Origin of the sequence: Enterococcus sp. DIV0756 (assembly GCF_051710745.1) — a bacterium.
Classification (GTDB): Bacteria; Bacillota; Bacilli; order Lactobacillales; family Enterococcaceae; genus Enterococcus_A.
Map to the genome: position 1 here is coordinate 864,979 of NZ_JBIOLF010000001.1, position 23,992 is coordinate 888,970.

Below are 23,992 nucleotides of genomic sequence, written 5' to 3' on the forward strand. Positions count from 1 at the left end.
AACATGTACGAAGGTCTATTAAAACAATACAAAGAGTATTTACCAATTACTGATAAAACGCCTCAAATCGCATTGGCTGAAGGGAATACACCACTGATTCCTTTAAAAAATCTATCAAAAGAATTAGGGATCACCCTTTATGGAAAATATGAAGGTTTAAATCCGACAGGTTCTTTCAAGGATCGTGGAATGGTAATGGCTGTGGCTAAAGCTGTGGAAGATGGTGCAAAAGCAATTATCTGCGCTTCAACTGGTAATACGAGTGCCGCAGCAGCTGCCTACGCTACTCGTGCAGGGATTAAAGCATACGTTGTCATTCCTGACGGAAAGATTGCAATGGGTAAATTGGCTCAAGCGATTGCTTACGGTGCAGACATCATTTCAATCCCTGGTAACTTTGATGAAGCATTAAAAGCGGTTCGTGATATTGCGGAAACAGAAGCGGTTGCTTTAGTAAATTCAGTGAATCCTTATCGTTTAGAAGGACAAAAAACAGCGGCGTTTGAAATTTGCGAACAATTGGAAAAAGCACCAGATGTATTGGCAATTCCTGTTGGGAACGCCGGAAATATTTCTGCCTATTGGAAAGGCTTCAAAGAATGGCATGAGAAAAAAGGTACAGAATTGCCACGGATGCACGGTTTCGAAGCAGAGGGTGCCGCGGCGATTGTTCAAGGAAAAGTCATTGAGCAGCCAGAAACAGTGGCAACTGCGATTCGGATCGGTAATCCTGCTAGCTGGAAATTAGCCGAAGCGGCTCGTGATGAATCGAATGGGTATATTGATTCTGTAACAGATGAAGAGATCTTAAATGCGTATCGCAAGGTCGCTTCTCAAGAAGGTGTTTTTGTGGAACCAGGTTCAGCCGCTTCTTTAGCGGGTGTGATCCAGCACGTGAAAAACGGACGGATTAAACCAGGCGAAACTGTCGTAACAGTCTTTACTGGAAACGGGTTGAAAGATCCGGATACCGCAATCAACGAAACCGACATCAAAATCAATAAGATGAGTGATTTGGAGGATATGCGCCGACACTTACGTGAAGGAGTGGCGTCTCTATGAAAATCCGCGTCCCAGCAACCAGCGCCAATTTAGGCCCCGGCTTTGATTCGTGTGGGATCGCGTTGTCTCAGTATTTGACGATCGATATTGGTCCGGAAACTAAAAAATGGCAAATTAATCATCAGTTGGGCAGCAACATTCCATCAGATGAGAAGAATCTATTAGTTCAAACAGCTTTAGATTTAGCACCTAAATTGAAACCTCACCAGTTGACAATGATGTCAGATATTCCGATCGCTCGCGGATTAGGAAGCAGTTCTTCTGTTGTTGTAGCAGGGATTGAATTAGCCAATCGTTTGGGCAATTTAGGAATGACACCGCAACAAAAAGTGACGTATGCGACTAAGATTGAAGGTCATCCAGACAATGTGGCTCCAGCGATTTGCGGAGACTTTGTAGTGGCAAGCTACAACAACGATGAAGTAAATTTCGTGAAGCATACCTTTCCTGATTGCGATGTGATTGCTTTTATTCCTAATCATGAGCTGCTGACTTCGGAAAGCCGTTCAGTTTTACCGAAAGAGCTATCTTATCGCGATGCGGTCAAAGCCAGCTCGATTGGCAATGTAATGATCGCAGCAGTTTTGAATGGTAATTTGCCACTAGCTGGAAAAATGATGGAAAAAGATATCTTACATGAAAGTCATCGCCAACATCTGGTTCCGCATCTGAAAAAGATCAGAGAATTTTGTAAAGCTTATGGCGGTTATGGTAGCTTTTTAAGTGGGGCAGGCCCGACTGTTCTAGTGTTGACACCGCCTGAGAATACCGAAAAATTAGTCACGGCCTTGAAAGCCTTTGATCATGAAGCATTGATTGATGTGCTTTCTGTTGAAAAAGAGGGCGTACAAATATTTTAATTGCGTAGAAGAGAAGAGTACAACCAATCGGACTTGACAGAGAGCTTCGGTAATTGAGAAGAAGCAGCAGCGATTCGTTGGAAGATGGCCTTGGAGCAATTGTCAGTGAGACACGGGAATGCCCGTTACAGCAGTTCGCAGCAATGCGACAAAAGATCAGTCTTGTGAAAGGCTGATAAACTAAGGTGGTACCACGGCACTCCCGTCCTTTCAGCTATGAAAAGACAGGAGTGTTTTTTATATTACAAAAACAAATGAAGATGCTAGGTATGAGAAAAAAATTATGAGAAACAATCGTGTTCAAAAAAAGCTAGTAGGAGGAATAATGATGGAATTTGAAACAAAGTGTTTACATGCAGGATATCAGCCAGAAAATGGAGGACCACGAGTATTACCGATCGTTCAAAGTACAACCTATGCCTATGACTCGACAGAGGAGATTGGAAAGCTTTTTGATTTGGAAGCGGCGGGGTATTTTTATACACGTCTAGCAAATCCGACGACTGGTGCAGTAGAAGAAAAGATTGCATCGCTTGAAGGCGGTGTTGGTGCTCTGTGTACATCGTCAGGTCAAGCAGCGACCTTTTATGCGGTATTGAATATTTTGGAAGCTGGAGATCATATGATTTCATCTAGCTATATTTATGGCGGGACCTACAATCTGTTTGCCCATACCCTTAGAAAAATGGGAATTGAAGTGACATTTGTCGATCAAGATGCTTCAAAAGAAGAATTGTTGAAAGCAGCAAAACCAAATACAAAAGCCATTTTTGGCGAAACGATCGCTAATCCTGCGGTGAAAGTGTTAGACCAAGAGAAATTTGCAGCTTTAGCGAAGGAATTAGACATTCCATTCCTGATTGATAATACGTTTGCGACACCTTACTTCTGTCGTCCATTCGAGTATGGAGCAGATATCGTCATTCATAGCACGACTAAATATTTAGATGGTCATGCGGTACAGACCGGCGGAGTAATCGTTGATGGCGGGAAATTTAACTGGAATAACGGGAAATTTCCTCAGCTTTCAGAACCTGATGAAACCTATCATGGCATCGTTTATACAGAGAAATTTGGCCAAGCAGCGTATATCACCAAAGCACGTGTGCAATTAATGCGCGATTTAGGAGCCACACCATCACCGCAAAATTCATTCTTGCTTAATTTAGGGATGGAGACATTACCGGTTCGGATGGATCGCCATTATGCAAACGCAGTGACAATAGCGAAATACTTAACTGAGCAAAAAGCGATCAAACACGTGTATTATCCCGGCTTGGAAAGTGATGAAAACTATCAGCTGGCGCAAAAATATGTCCCTAACGGATTGTGTGGCGTGATTTCTGTTGAATTTGCTGAAGGAAAAGAACAGGCAGCGAAATGGCTAGATGCGTTGGAACTTGTTTCGTTAGAAGTTCACGTGGCGGACATTCGTACATGTGCGTTACATCCAGCAACTTCAACGCACCGCCAATTAACAGATGAAGAGTTGCAGCAAGCAGGGATCTCCCCAGGGTTAGTTCGCTTGTCTTGTGGGATCGAAAATGTAAATGATATTCTTGCTGATTTGCAACAGGCCTTTGATAAATTGGAGGGATAACTCATGCCGATTCGCTTAGAGCCTGATTTTCCAGCAAAGTCTGTTTTGGAGTCTGAAGATATTTTTGCGATCGATAACTCTCGGGCTGAACATCAGGATATCCGACCACTAAAACTGTTGATTCTAAATTTGATGCCGAATAAAATCGACACTGAAATTCATTTGCTGCGTTTGATCAGCCAAAGTCCATTACAGATTGATGTGGATTTTTTAAAGGTTGCCAGTCACGAACATAAGCATACAAGCAAGAATCATTTGGATAAATTCTATTTGGATTTTTCGCAGGTAAAAGAGACTTGCTATGATGGATTAATCATTACTGGAGCACCGGTGGAGCAGATGGCCTTTGAGGATGTTGATTATTGGCCGGAATTAGTAGAGATTATGGAGTGGAGTCAATCATCCGTAACTTCGGTCGTGCATATTTGTTGGGGTGCACAAGCTGGCCTGTATTATCACTTCGGAGTAGATAAGGTTCCCTTCAGAGAAAAATTATTCGGTATCTACAAACAAGATATTGAGCATCAATTTCGTTTGTTTAGAGGCTTTGATGATCGTTTTTGGATGCCTCAATCGCGCTATACAGGAATCAATGAAGAGCAGGTGCGTCAAGCAAAAATTAAGGTGATCGCAAAAGATGAAGAAGAACGATCGGCCATTCTGATTTCAGAAGATGAGCACGATGTCTTTTTGATGGGGCATTTTGAATATGCCACCGACACCCTAGAAAAAGAATATTTGCGTGATCATGAACGTGGCATCGATACAGCAAAGCCAGCGAATTATTATGAGAATGGCAAAATCTATAATTATTGGCGTGCCCAAGCCCATCTGTTTTACCACAATTGGCTGAATGATGTCTATCAAATCACGCCTTACCGCTTGGAAAAAATCCGTGAATTGCAAAAAGAAAGAAAGCTGAGATCAATCTGATCTCAGCTTTCTTCTTCCATAAAGTAATAGCTATGGTCTTCTAAATCTAGCGCACTCATGATCATCGCTGCTGTTTCTTCAATCGAAAGTGTAGCAACATTTATGATCTCGCAACCTAATTTGTGATAAAGATCATTGGCAAATTTTAGCTCTGCTTGAATTTTTTCGCGATCGGAATAGGCTGTTTCTGGATTTAATCCATAAGCCCGCATCCGTTCTTTACGGATACCAATCAATACTTCAGGATCGTTGGTTAGTCCAACGATTTTTTTCGGATCAATCTCAAAAAGCTGCTTAGGAATATGTGCCTGCGGAATCAATGGCAAGTTGGCAACCTTCAAATTTTTGTTGGCTAGATAAAGACTCAATGGTGTTTTTGATGTTCTTGAAACACCAAGTAACACGACATCTGCTTCCAAAAAGCCACGAGGATCTTTTCCATCATCATACTTAACCGCAAATTCCATCGCTTTGATTCGTTTGAAATAGTTTTCGTTTAAATGGTGTAACGCGCCACGCTCTCCAGTAGGCTCTAAATGTGCACGCCGACCAATCTCACTAACTACCGGATTTAGTAGATCCATCGTGAAGAGGTCTTCATTGTCGCAAAATTCTTTCGCAATTTTCGATAGTTTTGGATCAATCAGGGTATAGATGATCATGCCGTTTTCAGCTTTCGCATCATTCAAGGCTTTCATCAATAATTCTTCCGTGTGGACAAAGGTCCGGCGGAAGAGACAGAATTCTACGGTAGGGTATTGTGCCATAGAGGCTTGTGCCAATTTTGAAGCAGTTTCTCCTGCAGAATCGGAGATGATAAAAATAGTGACTAACTCGTTTTGTTTTTCGCTATCCATAAAGAAAAACTCCCTTGCATTCGTTAATAATTTATTATACCATACTGTTTATTCGGAATCATTACACTTTGAGATGAGGGATAACATGGTACAGACGACTTTATTAGAGAAAGCTTTGGCGAAGGTCAAAGAAAATGGCTTTAAGTATACAAAAAAACGTGAGACCCTATTAGACTATTTAATCAAAACCAATCGTTATGTTTCTGCCCGCGAGGTTTACGACCATTTGAATGGGCAATTTCCAGGATTAAGCTATGATACTGTGTACCGAAACCTTAGAGAATTTTGTGAAATCGGTCTAATCGAAGATACCGAATTGCAGGGAGAGATGAAATTTCGTTTTAGTTGTAGTGAGAATTTTGAACACCATCACCATTTTATTTGTACAGTTTGCGGGGAAACGAAGGAGATTCATATGTGTCCCATGAACTTCTTTAAAGAACAGCTAGATGGCTGCGAAATCGAAGGTCATCGCTTTGAGCTCTTTGGACGCTGTGCAAAATGTCAAAAAGTTAATGGATAAATTAAGAATTAAAATTCTTCAGTACCTTGACTCAAAATAGCCCATTCGATATAATGACTTATGGACGGTCTTGTTTATTGAAAACATATTTCAATAACAAAAACGGTTACATTTCAAGCCCGGAGGGAGGGAATTTATATGTCAAAAACAGTGGTTCGTAAAAATGAATCTCTTGACGATGCTCTTCGTCGCTTCAAACGTTCCGTTTCAAAAGCAGGGACTCTACAAGAATCTCGCAAACGTGAATTTTATGAAAAACCAAGCGTGAAACGTAAGAAAAAATCAGAAGCAGCTAGAAAACGTAAGAAATTCTAGTCTGTCAACGGAGTGATTCTATTGTCACTACTTACTACCTTGAATGAAGACATGAAGCAAGCGATGCGAGCAAAAGACAAAGAGACTTTGCAAGTGATCCGGATGCTTAAAGCTTCGATTCAAAATGAGCAAATCAAAAAAGGTCAGGATTTAAATGACGAAGAAGAATTAACTGTCTTATCTCGTGAGATGAAACAGCGTCGTGATTCTCTAACGGAGTTTGAAAAAGCTGATCGCGCCGATTTGGCTGAGAAGGTCAAAAAGGAAATCGTAATTGTTGAAAAATATTTGCCGGCTCAACTTTCTGAAGATGAGGTCCGCGCGATCGTTACAGAAGCAATTGCAACAACAGGAGCAACTTCACCAAAGGAATTTGGTAAAGTAATGGGCGCAGTGATGCCGAAGGTCAAAGGCAAAGCCGATGGCAATCAGGTCAATGCAATCGTTAAGGAGCTTCTAAACAAGTAAGCAATAATGAAAGCTGAGAGAGCGTCTCTCAGCTTTTTTTTATGCTTTTAAGCAGGGCCGGCTTCTTTCAAAGTACATAAGAACGCAAGGCTAAGAATCAAGTTATATTTATTACCTGTCAGTAGACGTTTTAAACGGGAGAAGGGGTCTAAATCACTTGTTTTTTCTAGCCTAATCACTAGAAGTTTAGACAATTTTTCTTTTATTTAGAGTGTGGTATTATAAGAGGGAATGATTTACGAAGGGATGAGCGCTTGTTGAATAGCAACGATTTTGAGTCGTTAGAAATAAAGCTTGATGGAAAAGATGACATCAGTATGCTTTTAGGAACCCATGATAAACATGTAAAATTTTTAGAAGAAAATACAGAGACGACAATCAATACTCGCGGTGAAGTGATTCAGATCATTGGTCCGAAAGAAGAAGCAAAATTAGTAGGAGATATTATTCGTACGCTACAGATTTTGATTGACCGCGGGATTAAAGTAGCGACACCAGATGTAATGACTGCTTTACGGTTAGGTCGTGACAATCACTTAGATGAATTTGTAATGATGTATGAAGAAGAATTATTGAAAGATCGAAACGGGAAACCGATTCGGCCTAAAAATATTGGACAAAGCCGTTATATTGCAGCGATTCGGAAATCGGATGTTGTGTTTGGGGTTGGACCAGCCGGAACGGGGAAAACTTATTTAGCGATTGTTATGGCCATTGCCGCATTGAAAAAGGGCGAAGTGCAACGAATCATTTTAACGCGTCCGGCGGTAGAAGCTGGCGAAAGTTTAGGTTTTTTACCGGGTGATTTGAAGGAAAAGGTTGATCCTTATTTACGTCCGATGTACGATGCTTTGCATCAAATTTTTGGAGTAGAACATACGAATCGTTTATTAGAACGCGGCGTGATCGAGATTGCACCGCTTGCTTATATGCGTGGCCGTACGCTAGATGATGCGTTTGTCATTTTAGATGAGGCCCAAAATACGACGATATCACAAATGAAAATGTTTTTGACGCGTCTTGGTTTTAATTCTAAGATGATCGTCAACGGGGATACTTCTCAGGTGGATCTACCGAAAGGCCAGATTAGCGGGTTGATTCATGCCGAAAGAACTTTAAAAGGAATCAAAAAAATCCGTTTCGTGAACTTTGAAGCAGGGGACGTCGTTCGACATCCTGTCGTTGCAGAGATTATCGAAGCGTATGAACACGAGAACCTACGACGCCAAGAAAAGTAGTCAGGAGGGAATTGAATGTTAAATCAACCCATCAATAACTTGCTGAAAAAGTTAGGTTCAAAATTTATACCAATCATCTTAGGTGCTTTTTCGCTTATTCTGATTTTAGCAATGCTGACAAGTGTGCTTCAAAAAAGTGTTGACTATAAAGAAGGCCAAGTGGCTACAGAGAGTATCCGAGCCAATAAAACCATCGAAAACAAAGCAGAGACCAATCAGAAGCGGCAGCTTGCTGCTGAGGCGGTTACACCTGAATATACGTATCAAGCCGACTTGGCTCAGACCCAACATGATCGAATCAGTCAGTTGATCACGTTGATTCAACGGGCGAATAGCGAGTTAGATAAGAGCTATCAAAATAAGGTATCGCAGGCTAAAGATGGTGAAAAAGTTCCACAGCCAACAGTTGATGAACGGGTAGCCGCGGTAAAGAAGAACTTTGAAGGGTTAGACCAAGATACAGTGACTTTTTATCAGCAGTTGCCAGAGGACTTTTATCAAGCAGTTGTTCAACTAAGTTCGGCAGATTTAACAAAAGTCGGAACGGAAAGCCTGAAATTATTAGATGAACAAATGGCAAAACGAATTCGTCAAAATGATTTAGCTGAATACAAGCAGCAAGCGATTGATAAAATCCAAAACTTAGGTATGTCAGACGAATCGAATCAAGCAATGCGCTACTTATTAGAGAAAGGGATCGTTATTAATGATTCCTTAAATCAAAAACGGACAGATGAGCTGAAGGAACAGGCTAGTGATTCAGTCCAACCGGTAATGATTTATCAAGGAGAAGTCATCGTTCGTGAAGGAAGCCAAATTGATGCAAATGCGATCAATAAGTTAAAACTGTTAGGTTTGACTAGCTCCAGCACCTCGATCTTTCCTTTAATTGCGATGGTTTTATCTGCCATTCTGCAAGGTGTACTGTTGTGGTTTTACAGTCGCCAGTTTGAAGTTGAATTTCAACGTGTCCGATTTATTTTATTTTATAGTGCAACAATGACGATTGGTGTCTTTATTATGAAGATATTACAATCCTTCCAAGGCGGTAGTTCTAATAATTTGGCCTTGTTCTTTCCAGCGGCATTTATTCCGCTAATCCTGACAGTCTTTGTCAATCGACGGGCAGGCGCCCTGTCGGCGGTCTTCCAGACTGTTTTTGCGTTGTTTATTTATTACAATGCAATTGGAACAAATATGCTGCCGGTCATTTTGATGACGTATCTGTTTTCTGGTACGTTAGCGGTTATGGTAAAACAAAAACGATTATCCGATCAAGCGAAGCAGGCAATGCTTTGGATTGTTGCTTTTCCGATCGTGTGGTCAGTCATTCTAAGCATTTATCAAGGGATGTCCTTTACTGATTCGCAGACTTGGGGATTGTTACTAGGCGCTTTTGCGGCTAGTATTCTGTCTTTCATTATGGGGATGGGTCTTCAACCGTATATTGAAATATTGGTCACTGACAGCGGCGTAATTACCTTAAATGAGTTAAGTAATCCGAACCATCCGTTGTTAAAAGAACTTTTGGAAAAAGCCCCAGGCACCTATCATCACTCAATGATGGTGGCTAATTTAAGTGCTAATGCTGTAGCAGAAATAGGCGGACGTTCACTGTTAACGCGAGTAGCATGCTATTATCACGATATCGGTAAGATCCGCCACGCGAATTTCTTCGTAGAAAATTTGCCAACCGGAGCGGAAAACCCGCACAATTTCTTGTTGCCGGAAGACAGTAAGCAAATTATCTTTGGTCATGTCATAGAAGGGGCAAAGATTTTGCAAGAGTATAAGATGCCGCAAATGGTGATTGATATTTGCAATCAGCATCACGGTACGACTTTAATGAAATTCTTCTACTTCAAAGCAAAAGAACGTAACCCTGAGGTAACAGAAGCAGATTTCCGTTATCCAGGTCCCAGACCACAAACTCGTGAGGCTGGCGTTGTAAATATTGCAGATAGCTGTGAGGCAGCAGTTAGAGCGATGGATCATCCTTCGATTGATAAGATTACGGAGTTTGTGCATAATCTGATTGAGGAACGAATCAATGATGGTCAGTTAGATGATTCTGGATTGACTTTAAAAGAGATTCGCATCGTTGAAAAATCATTGATTAGCGGGTTAAGCTCAACCTTCCATTCACGAATCAAGTATCCGAGAATGCAATCTGAGGCGGAGAAAATGAAAGAAGAGCAAGAGAAAAAAGGGGAAGAGTAATGGATATTACGTTTATTGACGAAACAGAGCAGGTCTCTGAAGAAAAAATTCAAGAAATCGATGGCGTATTACAGTTTGCGGCTGACTATTTAAAGTTGCCGAAGGATACGGAAATGTCTGTTACTTTTATGGATAATGCAGCGATCCAAGTCATCAATCGTGATTATCGCGACAAGGACGCACCGACTGACGTCATCAGCTTTGCGCTGGAAGAAGAAGGTGAAGATGAGGTTCCGATCATCATGGATGAGGAAGATCCAATGCCGCGGAATTTAGGCGACATCATGATTTCTACGGAACGTGCCGCAGAACAGGCAGAGGAGTATGGGCATAGCTTTGATCGCGAACTGGGATTTTTAGCTGTACATGGTTTTTTGCATATCAATGGGTACGACCATATGACTCCTGAGGACGAAAAAGAGATGTTTGGTCTGCAGAAAGAGATATTAGATGCCTATGGACTTAAAAGATAAAACAGAGAAAAACAAACATTTTATCACCTCATTAGAATTTGCGATTCAAGGGATCAAGACGGTCTTTCAAGAGGAACGCAATATGCGTGCTCATGTGGTTTTTGGCCTGATGGCGATTCTAGTAGCATTTTTATTAGGAGTCTCTGTGCTAGAATGGCTTTGGATTTTTTTAGCCGTCTTTCTCGTTTGGATTGTGGAGATTATCAACACGGTTTTTGAGAATGTGGTAGACATGGTAACCGATTGCCATTTTCATCCAATCGGCAAGAAAATCAAAGATATGGCAGCCGGAGCTGTTTTAGTGACATCAGTGTTTGCGATAATCGTTGGTGTGATTATCTTTTTACCAAAAATTATTGAGCTTTTTCTTTAGTTATCAGAAGGGAATTTTTACATGTCAGAACATAAATCAGGGTTTGTAGCGATCGTTGGTCGACCGAATGTTGGTAAATCAACCTTGTTGAATCGTATCGTAGGTCAAAAAATCGCGATCATGAGCGATAAGGCTCAAACCACTAGAAATAAAATTCAAGGTGTTTATACAACACCAGAAGCACAAATTGTTTTTATTGATACTCCCGGCATCCATAAGCCCAAGCATCGTTTAGGTGATTATATGGTAGAGATGGCCTATAGTGCTTTGCGTGAAGTTGATGCCATCATTTTCATGGTTAGCGCGGATCAAAAACGCGGGCGCGGGGATGACTTCATTTTAGAACGATTAAGCAATCAAGAGGTTCCTGTTTACTTGGTCATCAATAAAATCGATACGATTCATCCAGACGAGCTGTTGGCGATCATCGATGATTATCGCACGATCATGGATTTCAAAGAGATTATCCCGATTTCAGCGACTGAAGGCAACAATGTCGAACACTTGTTGGACGTTTTAGTTGATCAGATGGATGAAGGACCACAATATTTTCCAGACGATCAAATTACTGATCATCCAGAATACTTCATTGTTTCTGAGTTGATTCGTGAAAAAGTCTTGAGTTTAACGCGTGATGAGGTTCCCCATTCAGTGGCTGTCGTAACAGAGTCAATGAAACGAGATGAGAACGATAAAGTTCATATCCAGGCGACAATTATTGTCGAGCGGACAAGTCAAAAGGGAATCATTATCGGAAAAGGCGGCAAGATGTTGAAAAATATTGGGACGCAGGCTCGTAAAGATATTGAGACGCTTTTAGCTGACAAGGTATACTTAGAGCTTTGGGTCAAAGTCCAAAAGGATTGGCGCGATAAACAAACTTATCTGCAAGACTACGGTTACCGTAAAGACGACTATTAATAAACAAAGCTTCACGATTTCTTCGTGGAGCTTTTGTTAGCTCTGCTTTTCGCAGGATATTTGGATAGACTTTTGTTAAACTGAGTTAGATGTTATCGAAGAGAGGTGCGTATGGATGGCGCAGGTTGGTGAAACCAAAGGCATCATTTTATTTAGTCGGGATTATAAAGAAAAAGACAAGCTAATCAAGATCTTCACGGAATCGGCTGGGAAGGTCATGTTTTTTGCAAAGGGAATTCATCGTGCGAACAACCCTTTGCAAACAGCGGTTCAGCCTTTTACTGAAGCGGTATTTATCGGGAATTTGAAAACGGATGGTCTGTCTTTCTTAAATAGTGCCAAGGATGTCCATCCTATGCGAAAGCTTCAAGAGGATATCTTTTTGAACGCTTATGGCTCCTATATCTTAGGTTTAACGGATGCAGCGATTGAAGATCATGTGTACGATCCAGCTTTGTATGGGTTCACTCGAGAAGCATTGCAGCGAATGGATGAAGGTGCAGACGGTGAGACGATCATGAATATTTTTGAAGTTCAGATCATGCAGCGCTTCGGCGTTTCGCTTAATTGGCAAGCTTGTGGAGTGTGCGGAAAGAAAACCGGTGCCTTCGATTTCTCCTCGAAGTACAATGGAATTCTCTGCCAGGAACACTGGCATTTAGATCAGCATCGCTATCATGCTGATCCGCGAGCAATTTATTTTCTTCGCTTATTCAATAGTGTGACCTATGAAAATATCAATACGATCAATTTAAAGCCGGAGACAAAAAAAGCGATCCGCCAAACACTGGATCAACTATATGAAGAGTACATCGGCCTGCATTTGAAGAGTAAAAAGTTCATTGATCAAATGGGCGAATGGCAAGATGTATTAAAACCAAAAGACGCAGAATAAGCTGTAGAACCTAATTAGGACTACAGCTTATTTTTTGTATTTAATTGTTTACAGAAGAATAGCCAAATCAGGCTGCCTATGAAAGACAAGAAAAGGTAAAGGAAAATCATTTGTCCGTTTAGCTGATTCTGATAAATGATTGCCGAAGCAAATGTACCGATGATTAGAAAGTAAACGAAATAAAAGAATGTCCGGATTTTATCAGATAAAGAGGATTTGGTTTCAATGAAGTAGGAAGCTATCAAGAATAAGCTAACAATGAGTATGTTAAATAAGGGTTTAATAGACCACCCGTTTGTATACAGTTCATGTGACCAATCGTACAGAGGAAATATCATGAGTAAAATGAGAAATATTATGTACGTATTCGTCTTTTTTATTTTAGGCTTTCGTTTATTCATCATTAGAAATCTCCAACTCCTTTTTACGTTTGGTCATATTAATAGCACCCAACAACGGGCCAAACCCACCAAAAATGGAGATAAAGGCAATCAGAATGACAGATGTATAATCAACTAAGCTTTCTTCAATGATATCTATAGTTAATAGGGTTAAGAAGATGAGAAGAAAGCAAACCAAGAACTGTAGACCCTTCCTGCTGGTGATTACAAAGGCAAAGTAACTAATCAAATGAAACCAAGAAAACAATAGAGGATAGTAAAAATTAGCAAATGGCTGGGCATGCCTAATAAGATTGATTGTTAATTGAATAATAGCTAAGAATACAAATAAAATTATCACTGAATAACCAGGTTTTCCTCTCAAGAAATCATCGAATTTCCGATAATTTCTTTTAAGCTTCTCCACCATTTTCTTTTCCCTCGCCTTCGATTTTTCTTGTTAAGAAAAGTATATCAGAAAAATTTGCTGAAAAAATCAATTCTTTTATTTCTTATTCTGCAAAATGTTTGCTCATTCACAGATTTCCATTGCTTATTTATGGCAAAACGATTAATATTGTTAGAAAACACTAAGGATTTGTCAGCTGGACAAAAAAGGATTTCAGTCAGATTTTTGCTGCATGAAATGAACTGTATGAATTTGAAAAAATGATTACATAAATTGAAATAGATGGTATACGGTAGGAAAATCAGACTTAATTTTCTGCAAAGAAAATTAAGTACATAAAAATGACTTAGGATGCCAGTTCAGCTTTTCGCAGTGTGTGGCATCCGAACTGAATACAACAAAGTAGGGCAAAATAAAACTCGAACTGTTTAGCTGAATGGTATACGGTAGGAAAATCAGACTTAATTTTCTATAAAGAAAATTTAAATACATAAAAATGACTTAGGATGCCAGTTCAGCTTTTCGCAGTGTGTGGTATCCGGACTAAATACAACAAAGTAGGGCAAAATAAAACTCGAACTGTTTAGCTGAATGGTATACGATAGGAAAATCAGACTTAATTTTCTGTAAAGAAAATTAAATACATAAAAATGACTTAGGATGCCAGTTCAGCTTTTAGCAGTGTGTGACATCCGAACTGAATACAACAAAGTAGGGCAAAATAAAGCTCGAACTGTTTAGCTGAATGGTATACGGTAGGAAAATCAGACTTAATTTTCTGTAAAGAAAATTAAAAACATAAAAATGACTTAGGATGCCAGTTCAGCTTTTAGCAGTGTGTGACATCCGAACTGAATACAACAAAGTAGGGCAAAATAAAACTCGAACTGTTTAGCTGAATGGTATACGGTAGGAAAATCAGACTTAATTTTCTGTAAAGAAAATTAAAAACATAAAAATGACTTAGGAGTGATAAGTGTGGAAGAATTATGGGAAGTATTAAGACCCGAGGAACAAATCGAACTGAAATTAAGAAAGTTGTATACTCAGCATCATTTTCATCCTTATCACTTGAACAACTTTGAAGAATACGGCGACTATCAGCAAAATTACAACTTTTTACGCAACTCCTCCATCATCACCTTTACCGGAAACGATGGTCGGACAATGGCATTAAAACCGGATGTGACGCTGTCAATCGCGAAGAATACACCGGCTGGTGAAGCACGAAAAGTGTATTATGTGGAAGATGTGTATCGCCATGACCGTCAAGCGGGAGAATACCAGAAGATTTATCAGATCGGTTTGGAGATTATTGATGAGATTACTTGGGAGGATCAGCTGGAAGTATTAAAGCTGGCTTGGGAAAGTTTAGCGTTGGTTGGCGAAGGCACATTGGATCTGTCACACATGGGAATCATCAACGGAATTTGCGATCGTTTTCCAGCGGAGGATCGGCAAAAGGTGTTAGATTGCTTGCGAGATAAAAGTTCTCACGGCATGGATGAGCTGACAGCCAAAGCAGGTTTATCAAAGGAAGAATCTGATAATTTAGCAAAATTAGTACGTTTATCAGGAGATTTTGAAACCAAATATCAGCGTGCGAAAGTCTTATTAGCGACTTATCCTGAAGCACAAGCAGGGTTAGAAGAGCTGAAACAGCTATACAAAGCGATGCAGGAAGAGAAGCTCTCAGAAAAGATCCGTTTGCGGATTGATTTTTCGATCATGAATGATGCGGATTATTACAGCGGTTTATTATTTCAGGGCTTTATCAAAGAAGCGCGCGAAACGATTTTGTATGGTGGACGCTATGACCGCTTAATGAGCCGTCAAGGGAAAAACCAAGGGGCGATCGGTTTCGGAATGAAGCTGAATCATGTCGGGCAAAAGTTGCCATCTGATAATCAAGGCTCGGAATACTTAAATATCGCTTTGCCTAAGGGGCGAATGGGCGATGCCGTGTATGATCTCTTCACCAAAGCCGGTGTAGCGGCTGAAGGAGTTTTTGAAGACAATCGCAAACTGATTTTTACCGATGAGAACAATAAGCTGCGCTTTTTCTTAGTGAAGCCAAGTGATGTGGCGATCTATGTAGAGCATGGAGCAGCAGATATTGGTGTCGTAGGTAAAGATATTCTATTGGAAAGTAAAGCAGAGGTTATTGAATTTTTGGATCTGCATATGGGTGCCTGTCGTTTAGCAGTGGCCGCCCATAATGATTTTGAAGAAGATTTTTCACGACCGTTACGTGTATCGACCAAGTATCCGACGATCACTCGCGAATTTTATGAGGGTATCGGGCGTTCTGTAGAATTGATTCATTTGCATGGTTCAATCGAGTTGGCTCCCTTGTTGGGCTTATCAGATGTGATCGTGGATATTGTTGAAACGGGAACGACACTGAAAGAAAATGATTTGAAGGTCATTCAAGACATCGCACCATCTTCTGCGCGCCTAATCATTAACAACGCAACATGGCGCTTTAAACAGGAACGAATTCAAAAAGTGATCGAGAAGGTGAGGAAGCAACTATGAGAGTGTATTCGACTGAGAAAGATACGTTAGATGATATTTTGGCCCGTGATTTTTCTGAAACACCGGATGTTTCGGATGTCGTCAAAAAAATTATTCAACGAGTGCGAACGGATGGGGATCAAGCCCTTTATCAGTTAATTGAAGAAATTGATCATGTATCTTTAGATTCATTAGCCGTTAGTAAGGACGAGATTGAAATAGCACTAAAAACAATTTCACCAGAATTATTAACGGTCATGGAGCAGTCTAAAGAAAACATTTTAGCTTTCCATAAAAAGCAAGTGCGGCAAGGTTTTGTTTCAACAGAAGAGAGTGGCGTTGTGATGGGGCAGCGAATCTTGCCATTATCACGTGTCGGAGTCTATGTACCTGGTGGAACGGCGGCGTATCCCAGCACTGTTTTGATGGATGTTTTGCCAGCTAAAATCGCTGGTGTGAAAAAGATCGTGATGATGACTCCTACAGACAGCGAAGGAAATGTACCTGCTGCAATTCTAGCGGCGGCATCGATCGCTGGTGTCGATGAGATTTATAAGGTCGGCGGTGCACACGGTGTAGCAGCACTCGCTTATGGAACAGAAACGATTCCCAAAGTGGATAAAATTGTAGGCCCAGGAAATATTTACGTAGCAACAGCCAAACGAATGGTTTATGGTGAAGTCGATATCGATATGATCGCAGGACCGAGTGATGTGTTGATCGTTGCCGATCACACGGCTAATCCGCGCTGGATTGCGGCTGACCTTTTGGCGCAAGCAGAGCATGACAAACTGGCGCAGGCAATTTTGATAACGACTGAAGAGGGGCTGATCGAAAAAGTTCAGGCAGAATTAGAGCAGCAATTGGCAGAATTACCTCGTAAAGAAATCGCTGAAGCAGCTATCGAAAGCAATGGCAAGATTATTTTAGTTCAGGATTTGGCTGAAGCCGTATCCATCTCTAATCAAATCGCTCCAGAGCATCTGGAGTTATCCGTCGCAGAACCGTTTGCTTTGTTAGGAAAAGTTGAGAATGCTGGCAGTGTCTTTTTAGGTCATTATACGCCAGAGGTTTTAGGGGATTATTTTGCGGGACCGAACCACACCTTGCCGACTGAAGGAACGGCTCGCTTTTATTCGCCACTATCGGTGGATGATTTTATTAAGAAAAGCAGCTATCTGTATTATACACAAGAGGCTATGAATGAAGTTGCTTCAGGGGTGGAGCTATTTGCGGAGACCGAAGACCTGATAGGCCACGCACGCTCGATGAAAGTGCGGAGGGGGGACAAATAAATGACCTTTTTAAATCAAAAATATCAGAACCTTACTCCTTATACACCGGGCGAACAAGTCAATGAACAAGAATACATTAAATTGAATACCAATGAGAGTCCTTATCCACCTGCTCCAGCTGTTCAAAAGGCCGTTGTGGAAGCTTCACATAGCCTAAACCGTTATTCAGATATTGCTGTTGAAGTGGTTGCAAAACCGCTGGCACAGTATTTGGGTGTGAAGAAAGAGCAGCTTTTTCTTGGAAATGGTAGTGATGAAGTTCTTTCCTATGTTTTTCAGGGATTCACAGAAAAGGGCATCGCATTTCCTGATGTGACCTATGGGTTTTACCAGGTATATAGCGGATTGTATCAAGTGGATGCCACTGTTGTTCCGCTGAAAAGTGATTTTTCCCTTGAGCTAAAGGATTATGATGAGTTATCAGGAACGGTGATTTTTGCAAATCCGAACGCACCAACGGGAATTCAGTTAGCACAAGGTGAAATTTGCGAGTTTATTGAGCGTCATCCCAATCGGTTAGTGGTTGTGGATGAGGCCTATATCGATTTTGGAGGAGAATCGATGGTTTCTTTAGTCGATCGCTATCCGAACCTGCTAGTGGTGGGAACCTTCTCTAAATCTCGTCAATTGGCTGGAGCACGCTTGGGATTCGGTGTTGGGAATGAAGAATTAATTGCAGATATGAATCGGTTGCGGTTCAGTTTGAATCCGTACAATGTCAATAGCTTAACCCAAGCCGCTGGTGGCGCTGTCTTGCAGGAGCAGGAATATGTGGATCAGAAAATTCAAGAAACGATCCAAGCCCGAGAGTGGAGCAAGCTGGAGCTGACTAAATTAGGTTTTGAACAAACAGACAGTCAGGGAAACTTTCTATTTGCGAAGCACCCGAATATAGCGGGTGAAACGCTATTTACCGCTTTAAGAGAGAAGAAAATTTTAGTCCGTTGGTTCAATCAACCTCGGACAAAAGATTTTCTACGGATTACAGTAGGGACGCAGGAACAGATGGAACAACTGGTAACGGCTTTGACGACTATATTAGAAGAGGTGGACGCATGAGAAAAGCAGAAGTGACGCGTAATACATCGGAAACAAAGATTCAACTGGCGTTGACAGTCGACGGCACAGGACAACAAACGATCAAAACAGGTGTGGGCTTTTTGGACCATATGCTGGAGTTATTTGTTCGACACGGGCGTTTTGATCTTGAGCTAGTTTGTGATGGGGATATTGAAGTCGATGCTCACCACACGACAGAGGATGTGGCGATCGCGATCGGTCGGGCTTTTTCTGAGAGTCTTGATGAACGTCGCGGCATCAAACGCTATGGCAGTATGCTGTTACCGATGGATGAGGCGTTAGTGATGTCAGCGATTGATATTAGCGGTCGCGGGATGGCTGTGGTTGAGCTGGATATTCCAAGCGAAAAGATTGGCTCGCAATTTGATACGGAGTTAGTTGAAGAATTCTTTATCGCTTTTGCTCGGGAACTAGGCGCGACCATTCATCTGCATCAAATTGCTGGAAAGAACAGTCATCACATCGTTGAGGCTTGTTTCAAAGGCTTTGGACGTGCGTTAGGCGATGCAGTGGCGATCAACCAATTGGCGCCAGATGAGATTCCATCAACAAAAGGAACGATCAATTAAGGGGGAAGCCTATGCTAGCAATTATCGATTATGGTGTCGGCAATCTCTTTAGTTTGTCGCGCTCATTGGAATATTTAGAGGTGGAGTGTAAGATCACGCGTTCTTTAGATGAATTAAAAGCAGCGGATCGGATCATTTTACCGGGTGTCGGAGCATTTGGCGATGCGCGTAAAAAGCTGGAAGAGTTAGATTTAGTTGAGCCGATTCAAGAACTAGCGGCTTCTGGTAAACCTTTTTTAGGAATTTGTCTAGGAATGCAGTTGTTATTTGAAAAGAGTGAAGAATTTGGTGAGCATCCTGGATTAGGCTTGATTCCAGGACGAATTGTTTCAATGCGTGAAGCCTTTGATCAAGCGACTATTGATCTAAAGGTTCCACAAATTGGCTGGAACAAGTTAGATGTACGAAATGCTGAAAGTCCCCTGGTCAAAGCATTGGGAGAAAATGATTTTGTCTATTATGTCCACAGCTATTATGCAACGGATTGTCAGGAGCATTTGGTCGCTGACAGCGAATATGGTATTTCGATCCCAGGAATTGTACAAAATAAGAATGTGTTCGGCACGCAATTTCACCCGGAAAAAAGCGGAGATGTGGGATTGAATATTCTTAAAGCATTTACGGAGGTGCCAGTATGAAAATATTCCCAGCAATCGATCTCTTAGATGAGAAAGTTGTTCGTCTGTATCAGGGTGATTATGACCAAAAAGAGGTCTTTGGTGATGATCCAGTAGCCTTTGCACAATCATTTGAAAAAGCGGGTGCGAAGTATCTGCATCTCGTCGATTTAGATGGTGCTAAGGCAGGCAAGCTGCATTACTTCGGAATCGCTAAAAAAATCGTTGAGAATACCAATCTATTTGTAGAAGTCGGAGGTGGTATTCGTGACGAGGAAACCATTCAGCACTGCTTATCCGCAGGTGTCGATCGAGTCATACTTGGGACGATCGCGCAAAAGGACCCTGAGTTTACCCAAGCGATGCTGAAAAAGTACGGTAGTAAAATCGCGATCGGTGTTGACGCCAAAGATGAAAAAGTCGCAGTCGAAGGTTGGCTGGAAAAAACCGAGACAGATGCGTTTGAATTCTGTCAGCAACTCGTTGAGTGGGGGGCTGAAACGATCATCTTTACTGAAATTTCTCGTGATGGTACAGGTGAAGGAATCAACTTGCCGTTATATGAAAAGCTCAATCAATTGAACATTGAGATCGTGGCTTCTGGCGGTGTTGCTTCCTTAGAGGATATTGAAGGCTTGAAGCAATTGGGCGTTTCTAGTGCGATCGTCGGTAAGTCGTTATACAATGGCAGCTTAAAGCTAGAGGATGTTTTAGCAGCAGGCGAGGTGGATGACCAATGATCGCAAAAAGAATTGTGCCATGTTTAGATGTTCGTGATGGACGCGTAGTTAAAGGCGTGAATTTCGCTGGTTTGCAGGACGTTAATGATCCGGTAACTTTGGCTCGTTTCTATAATGAACAGGGTGCTGATGAGCTGGTTTTTTATGATATTACGGCTTCAGCAGAGGAACGCGGCTTATTTACTGATATTTTGCAGGGTGTTGCCTCAGAAGTCTTTATCCCTCTAACTGTCGGTGGCGGAATCAATGAGGTTTCAGATTTTGAACGGGTTCTGAATTGTGGAGCGGATAAGGTTAGCGTCAATTCTGGTGCGATTCGCCGTCCTCAGCTGATCGAAGAAGGCGCAAAACGTTATGGCAGTCAGTGTGTCGTTTTGTCCGTTGATATTCGTCGGGTCGGTGATCAATGGCATGTCTTTGCTAAAGGTGGTCGTGAGGATACGGGATTAGAAGCCTTGGAATGGATTCGTCAAGGAGAACAATTAGGTGCGGGTGAGTTGGTCATCAACAGTATGGACACTGATGGCGTGAAACAGGGCTTTGATTTGGAGCTGCTGAAGGCTGTCAGTGAAATCACAACATTGCCGATCGTGGCTTCCGGCGGTGCAGGGAAAAGCGAGGATTTTATTGACTTGTTCCAATTGCCGAAGATTGAAGCCGGTTTAGCAGCCTCGATTTTCCATTATGGCGAAGTAAAAATTCCAGATTTAAAAAAACAATTGATGGCGGCAGATATTCCTGTCCGCATCGTTTGAGGGGGAGCAACATGACGAAGTTGAAATTTGACGATCAAGGGTTGATCCCGGTAATCGTGCAAGATGCTGAAACCAATGAAGTATTGACTTTGGCGTATATGAATCAAGAAAGCTATGAGTTAACATTGAAGGATCAGCTAATGACCTTTTATTCACGCAGTCGTAAAGAGTTATGGCGCAAAGGCGAAACTAGCGGCAACTATCAACACTTAGTATCATTGAAACTAGATTGTGATCAGGACGCACTGGTTGCGAAGGTTAAAAAGGATGGACCTGCTTGTCATACAGGAGCAGAAAGCTGCTTCAATGAAGTATTGTATGGTGAGGACCAAAAAGCGACGATTGATTCCCTATATGAATTAATCAAGGGACGTAAAGAAACGCCGCAGGAAGGCAGCTACACGAGCTACCTGTTTGAAAAAGGCGTCGAGAAGATCCTGAAAAAAGTCGGTGAAGAGTCAACGGAGGTCGTAATTGGGGCGATGAAAGAGGATCGAACTGAAACGATTTTTGAAATTTCTGATCTGGCATACCATGTATTGGTATTGATGGTAGAGATGGGAATCGATTTAACGGAGGTCCGCCAGGAATTAGCGAACCGCCACGTTGTCGATAAAAAAGTTAAACAAGAACCGATGCAGTAGGGAGGAATCAGCGATGTTCTATTCAAATGCTCACACTCATAGCACGTGGTGTGATGGAAAAGATAGCTTAGAAGACATGGCGCAGGCCGCGATTGATTTGGGTTTTACCGATCTGGGGTTTACTTGTCATTCTCCCGCGTTATTTGATCCTAGCTGTCCAGGAGTGCAGAATGAAGTGGCTTATCAGGAGGCACTTCGAGATCTCAAGACTCGCCTGATAGGAAAGTTAACGATCAGTATCGGTCTGGAGTGGGATTACTATAGCGCTGATCCGATAAAAGGCTACAACTATACGGTGGGTTCTGTGCATTACTTCCCACCGAGACAGGGCATCTTTCGTAGTGTGGATGAGAGTCCTGAAAGCCTGATGAAAACTTTGGATGAGTGGTACCAAGGAGAACGCATGGAGATGGTTTACGATTATTATGATACTGTCGTCAAGCATATTGATCAGAACCATTCAAAAATTGTTGGACACTTTGATTTGATCACGAAATTTAATGAGAAACACCCTTGGTTGGATGAAGACAGTACCGAGTATCAGGCGATTGCCTCAAAGGCGCTGAATGATGTGATCGACATTATAAAAACCTATGACGGAATGGTGGAGATTAATACTGGAGCGATTTCTCGCAATTGGCGAACGACGCCTTATCCGAATCCTTTCCTGCTGAAGCTTTTGAAGGAACGAGAGTGCCCGATTATTATCACGAGTGACAGCCACGAGACGACGACCTTGACTTGTCATTTTACTGAAACGGTTGAATTATTGAAATCGCTCGGTTTTACAGAAACGATGCAATTGAAGGATGGCATATTTCAACCAATTCCTTTTGACTAGACATTTTTGAGAAATTCATTTTCAATTGGATATGAATTTATTCCCCGATGTATGCAGAAAGATTTGACAAAAGGGGTCCGGTGTCGCTATTATAGAACCAAGTTGAATAGGTGCGAAGATCAAAATTAGAAATTTGTGGAAAACACAGCGAGTCAGGGAGAGTGGAAGCCTGAAAGGGAAACAAATTTTGTTGGCGTTTGTGAGCACATTTAGTGAAAGCTGCCAAGCAACTGCTTGGAAGTAGGGTGGAACCGCGTTGATACGTCCCTATGTCGATTATTTCGGCATAGGGACTTTTTTGCGAGTTGCCAGTTGCACTTTTCGCAGTTTATATGGTGAAAGAAGAAAACAATGGTTTTGAACAAATTTGTGATCAAGGTTATTAGTGCAATGGTATGCGTACGAAAATAAGCTCATTTTTCCTGTTTTTGGAAAAATGAATTTCCTTCAAATGAGCTAGCCACCCTGCAAGTCAAAAGATAAATAAACTTCAATAAATAAAAATAGGAGGAAACAGAATGAGCAAATTAACAGTGCAAGAAATGATTTTGTCGTTACAAAAATTTTGGTCAGACAATGGCTGTATGCTGATGCAGGCCTACGATACAGAAAAAGGAGCGGGAACGATGAGTCCTTACACCTTTTTACGTGCAATTGGACCTGAGCCGTGGCGTGCGGCTTACGTAGAGCCTTCACGTCGTCCGGCTGATGGACGTTACGGTGAAAACCCCAACCGTTTGTATCAGCATCATCAATTCCAGGTGGTCATGAAACCATCACCAAAAAATATTCAAGAATTATATTTAGATAGCTTACGTTTATTAGGGATTGATCCGTTAGAGCACGACATTCGTTTTGTAGAAGACAACTGGGAAAACCCTTCGATGGGTTGTGCCGGTGTTGGTTGGGAAGTGTGGCTTGATGGAATGGAAATTACTCAGTTCACATATTTCCAACAAGTCGGCGGTTTGCAGGTCAATCCGGTAACCTCTGAATTAACTTACGGTTTGGAACGTTTGGCTTCTTACATTCAAGAAGTCGACAGTGTGTATGATTTGGAATGGAGCACGGGTGTTAAATACGGTGAAATCTTCAAACAGCCAGAATACGAACACTCAAAATATTCATTTGAGGAAAGCGATCAAGAGATGCTTTTAGAGAATTTTGAAAAATTTGAAAAAGAAGCAAAACGTTGTATTGATGAGAATTTAGTACATCCTGCTTATGATTATATTTTGAAATGCAGCCATACCTTTAACTTATTAGATGCACGCGGTGCTGTATCGGTTACTGAACGAGCAGGCTACTTGGCTCGTATTCGTAACATGGCTCGCTCTGTTGCGAAAATCTTCGTGGCTGAACGGGAAAAACTAGGCTTCCCATTATTGAATCAGGAGGGCAAATAAC

At 41.5% G+C, this 23,992-nt stretch carries 26 protein-coding genes; 24 read left to right on the forward strand and 2 right to left on the reverse strand.

Annotated features, from left to right (window positions below; all coding sequences use genetic code 11):
* Nucleotides 1-3: 3 nt before the first annotated feature.
* The 5 genes from thrC to IGI44_RS04180 all read left to right on the forward strand — a co-directional run bounded on the left by thrC (nucleotide 4) and on the right by IGI44_RS04180 (nucleotide 4,455).
* On the forward strand, nucleotides 4-1,062 hold the full coding sequence (thrC, locus tag IGI44_RS04160; RefSeq protein ID WP_438786558.1) for a threonine synthase: 1,059 nt from the start codon (nucleotides 4-6) through the stop codon (nucleotides 1,060-1,062).
* Nucleotides 1,059-1,922, forward strand: coding sequence for a homoserine kinase (gene thrB / locus IGI44_RS04165; protein ID WP_438786559.1), 864 nt, complete (start codon nucleotides 1,059-1,061; stop codon nucleotides 1,920-1,922). Before thrC ends, thrB begins: the two co-directional genes overlap by 4 nt.
* A gap of 53 nt (nucleotides 1,923-1,975) precedes the next feature.
* On the forward strand, nucleotides 1,976-2,098 hold the full coding sequence (locus tag IGI44_RS04170; RefSeq protein WP_438786560.1) for a hypothetical protein: 123 nt from the start codon (nucleotides 1,976-1,978) through the stop codon (nucleotides 2,096-2,098).
* Between the two features lie 152 nt (nucleotides 2,099-2,250).
* Nucleotides 2,251-3,522: an O-acetylhomoserine aminocarboxypropyltransferase/cysteine synthase family protein gene (locus IGI44_RS04175; protein WP_438788915.1), complete on the forward strand. Its 1,272-nt coding sequence runs from the start codon at nucleotides 2,251-2,253 to the stop codon at nucleotides 3,520-3,522.
* Between the two features lie 3 nt (nucleotides 3,523-3,525).
* Nucleotides 3,526-4,455, forward strand: coding sequence for a homoserine O-succinyltransferase (locus IGI44_RS04180; RefSeq protein ID WP_438786561.1), 930 nt, complete (start codon nucleotides 3,526-3,528; stop codon nucleotides 4,453-4,455).
* A gap of 2 nt (nucleotides 4,456-4,457) precedes the next feature.
* Here IGI44_RS04180 and IGI44_RS04185 read toward each other — a convergent pair whose 3' ends face one another.
* Entirely contained in the window at nucleotides 4,458-5,312 is an 855-nt protein-coding gene (locus tag IGI44_RS04185; protein ID WP_438786562.1) for a pyruvate, water dikinase regulatory protein, read from the reverse strand.
* 85 nt (nucleotides 5,313-5,397) lie between these two features.
* Between IGI44_RS04185 and IGI44_RS04190 the strand changes: the two genes are divergently transcribed.
* The 9 genes from IGI44_RS04190 (at nucleotide 5,398) to recO (ending at nucleotide 12,738) form a co-directional block, all read left to right on the forward strand.
* Nucleotides 5,398-5,835, forward strand: coding sequence for a Fur family transcriptional regulator (locus IGI44_RS04190; protein WP_438786563.1), 438 nt, complete (start codon nucleotides 5,398-5,400; stop codon nucleotides 5,833-5,835).
* A gap of 138 nt (nucleotides 5,836-5,973) precedes the next feature.
* Entirely contained in the window at nucleotides 5,974-6,150 is a 177-nt protein-coding gene (gene rpsU / locus IGI44_RS04195; RefSeq protein ID WP_002356740.1) for a 30S ribosomal protein S21, read from the forward strand.
* Nucleotides 6,151-6,171: 21 nt separating this feature from the next.
* Nucleotides 6,172-6,618, forward strand: a complete 447-nt coding sequence (locus IGI44_RS04200) for a GatB/YqeY domain-containing protein (protein ID WP_438786564.1) — start codon at nucleotides 6,172-6,174, stop codon at nucleotides 6,616-6,618.
* A gap of 317 nt (nucleotides 6,619-6,935) precedes the next feature.
* Nucleotides 6,936-7,856 carry a PhoH family protein gene (locus IGI44_RS04205; RefSeq protein WP_438788916.1) on the forward strand — a complete coding sequence of 307 codons (921 nt, stop codon included), beginning with the start codon at nucleotides 6,936-6,938 and terminating at the stop codon, nucleotides 7,854-7,856.
* Nucleotides 7,857-7,871: 15 nt separating this feature from the next.
* On the forward strand, nucleotides 7,872-10,076 hold the full coding sequence (locus IGI44_RS04210; protein WP_438786565.1) for an HD family phosphohydrolase: 2,205 nt from the start codon (nucleotides 7,872-7,874) through the stop codon (nucleotides 10,074-10,076).
* Nucleotides 10,076-10,549, forward strand: coding sequence for an rRNA maturation RNase YbeY (ybeY, locus tag IGI44_RS04215; RefSeq protein ID WP_438786566.1), 474 nt, complete (start codon nucleotides 10,076-10,078; stop codon nucleotides 10,547-10,549). Before IGI44_RS04210 ends, ybeY begins: the two co-directional genes overlap by 1 nt.
* A complete protein-coding gene (locus tag IGI44_RS04220) occupies nucleotides 10,527-10,922 on the forward strand; it encodes a diacylglycerol kinase family protein (RefSeq protein ID WP_438786567.1) in 396 nt (131 codons plus the stop codon). The genes ybeY and IGI44_RS04220 overlap by 23 nt, the downstream gene beginning before the upstream one ends.
* A gap of 21 nt (nucleotides 10,923-10,943) precedes the next feature.
* Nucleotides 10,944-11,843 carry a GTPase Era gene (gene era / locus IGI44_RS04225; protein WP_438786568.1) on the forward strand — a complete coding sequence of 300 codons (900 nt, stop codon included), beginning with the start codon at nucleotides 10,944-10,946 and terminating at the stop codon, nucleotides 11,841-11,843.
* 115 nt (nucleotides 11,844-11,958) lie between these two features.
* Entirely contained in the window at nucleotides 11,959-12,738 is a 780-nt protein-coding gene (gene recO / locus IGI44_RS04230) for a DNA repair protein RecO (protein ID WP_438786569.1), read from the forward strand.
* A 393-nt stretch (nucleotides 12,739-13,131) separates the two neighbouring features.
* On the opposite strand, the gene IGI44_RS04235 is transcribed toward recO, so the two are convergent.
* Complete coding sequence (locus tag IGI44_RS04235) at nucleotides 13,132-13,548, reverse strand: hypothetical protein (protein ID WP_438786570.1); 417 nt, start codon at nucleotides 13,546-13,548, stop codon at nucleotides 13,132-13,134.
* Nucleotides 13,549-14,505: 957 nt separating this feature from the next.
* Between IGI44_RS04235 and hisG the strand changes: the two genes are divergently transcribed.
* The 10 genes from hisG (at nucleotide 14,506) to glyQ (ending at nucleotide 23,991) form a co-directional block, all read left to right on the forward strand.
* Entirely contained in the window at nucleotides 14,506-16,065 is a 1,560-nt protein-coding gene (hisG, locus tag IGI44_RS04240) for an ATP phosphoribosyltransferase (RefSeq protein ID WP_438786571.1), read from the forward strand.
* A complete protein-coding gene (gene hisD / locus IGI44_RS04245; protein ID WP_438786572.1) occupies nucleotides 16,062-17,339 on the forward strand; it encodes a histidinol dehydrogenase in 1,278 nt (425 codons plus the stop codon). The genes hisG and hisD overlap by 4 nt, the downstream gene beginning before the upstream one ends.
* Nucleotides 17,340-18,398: a histidinol-phosphate transaminase gene (hisC, locus tag IGI44_RS04250; protein ID WP_438786573.1), complete on the forward strand. Its 1,059-nt coding sequence runs from the start codon at nucleotides 17,340-17,342 to the stop codon at nucleotides 18,396-18,398. It abuts the gene before it with no gap.
* Nucleotides 18,395-18,988, forward strand: a complete 594-nt coding sequence (gene hisB, locus IGI44_RS04255) for an imidazoleglycerol-phosphate dehydratase HisB (protein ID WP_438786574.1) — start codon at nucleotides 18,395-18,397, stop codon at nucleotides 18,986-18,988. Before hisC ends, hisB begins: the two co-directional genes overlap by 4 nt.
* A gap of 11 nt (nucleotides 18,989-18,999) precedes the next feature.
* Nucleotides 19,000-19,626: an imidazole glycerol phosphate synthase subunit HisH gene (hisH, locus tag IGI44_RS04260; RefSeq protein WP_438786575.1), complete on the forward strand. Its 627-nt coding sequence runs from the start codon at nucleotides 19,000-19,002 to the stop codon at nucleotides 19,624-19,626.
* Nucleotides 19,623-20,345 carry a 1-(5-phosphoribosyl)-5-[(5-phosphoribosylamino)methylideneamino]imidazole-4-carboxamide isomerase gene (hisA, locus tag IGI44_RS04265; RefSeq protein WP_438786576.1) on the forward strand — a complete coding sequence of 241 codons (723 nt, stop codon included), beginning with the start codon at nucleotides 19,623-19,625 and terminating at the stop codon, nucleotides 20,343-20,345. The genes hisH and hisA overlap by 4 nt, the downstream gene beginning before the upstream one ends.
* The gene (gene hisF / locus IGI44_RS04270; RefSeq protein ID WP_438786577.1) at nucleotides 20,342-21,100 is read left to right on the forward strand and encodes an imidazole glycerol phosphate synthase subunit HisF; all 759 of its coding nucleotides are present in this window, start codon (nucleotides 20,342-20,344) and stop codon (nucleotides 21,098-21,100) included. Before hisA ends, hisF begins: the two co-directional genes overlap by 4 nt.
* 11 nt (nucleotides 21,101-21,111) lie before the next feature.
* A complete protein-coding gene (gene hisIE, locus IGI44_RS04275) occupies nucleotides 21,112-21,744 on the forward strand; it encodes a bifunctional phosphoribosyl-AMP cyclohydrolase/phosphoribosyl-ATP diphosphatase HisIE (protein ID WP_438786578.1) in 633 nt (210 codons plus the stop codon).
* 13 nt (nucleotides 21,745-21,757) lie between these two features.
* A complete protein-coding gene (locus tag IGI44_RS04280) occupies nucleotides 21,758-22,585 on the forward strand; it encodes a histidinol-phosphatase HisJ family protein (protein WP_438786579.1) in 828 nt (275 codons plus the stop codon).
* Nucleotides 22,586-23,103: 518 nt separating this feature from the next.
* The gene (glyQ, locus tag IGI44_RS04285) at nucleotides 23,104-23,991 is read left to right on the forward strand and encodes a glycine--tRNA ligase subunit alpha (RefSeq protein ID WP_438786580.1); all 888 of its coding nucleotides are present in this window, start codon (nucleotides 23,104-23,106) and stop codon (nucleotides 23,989-23,991) included.
* Nucleotide 23,992: the final 1 nt, after the last annotated feature.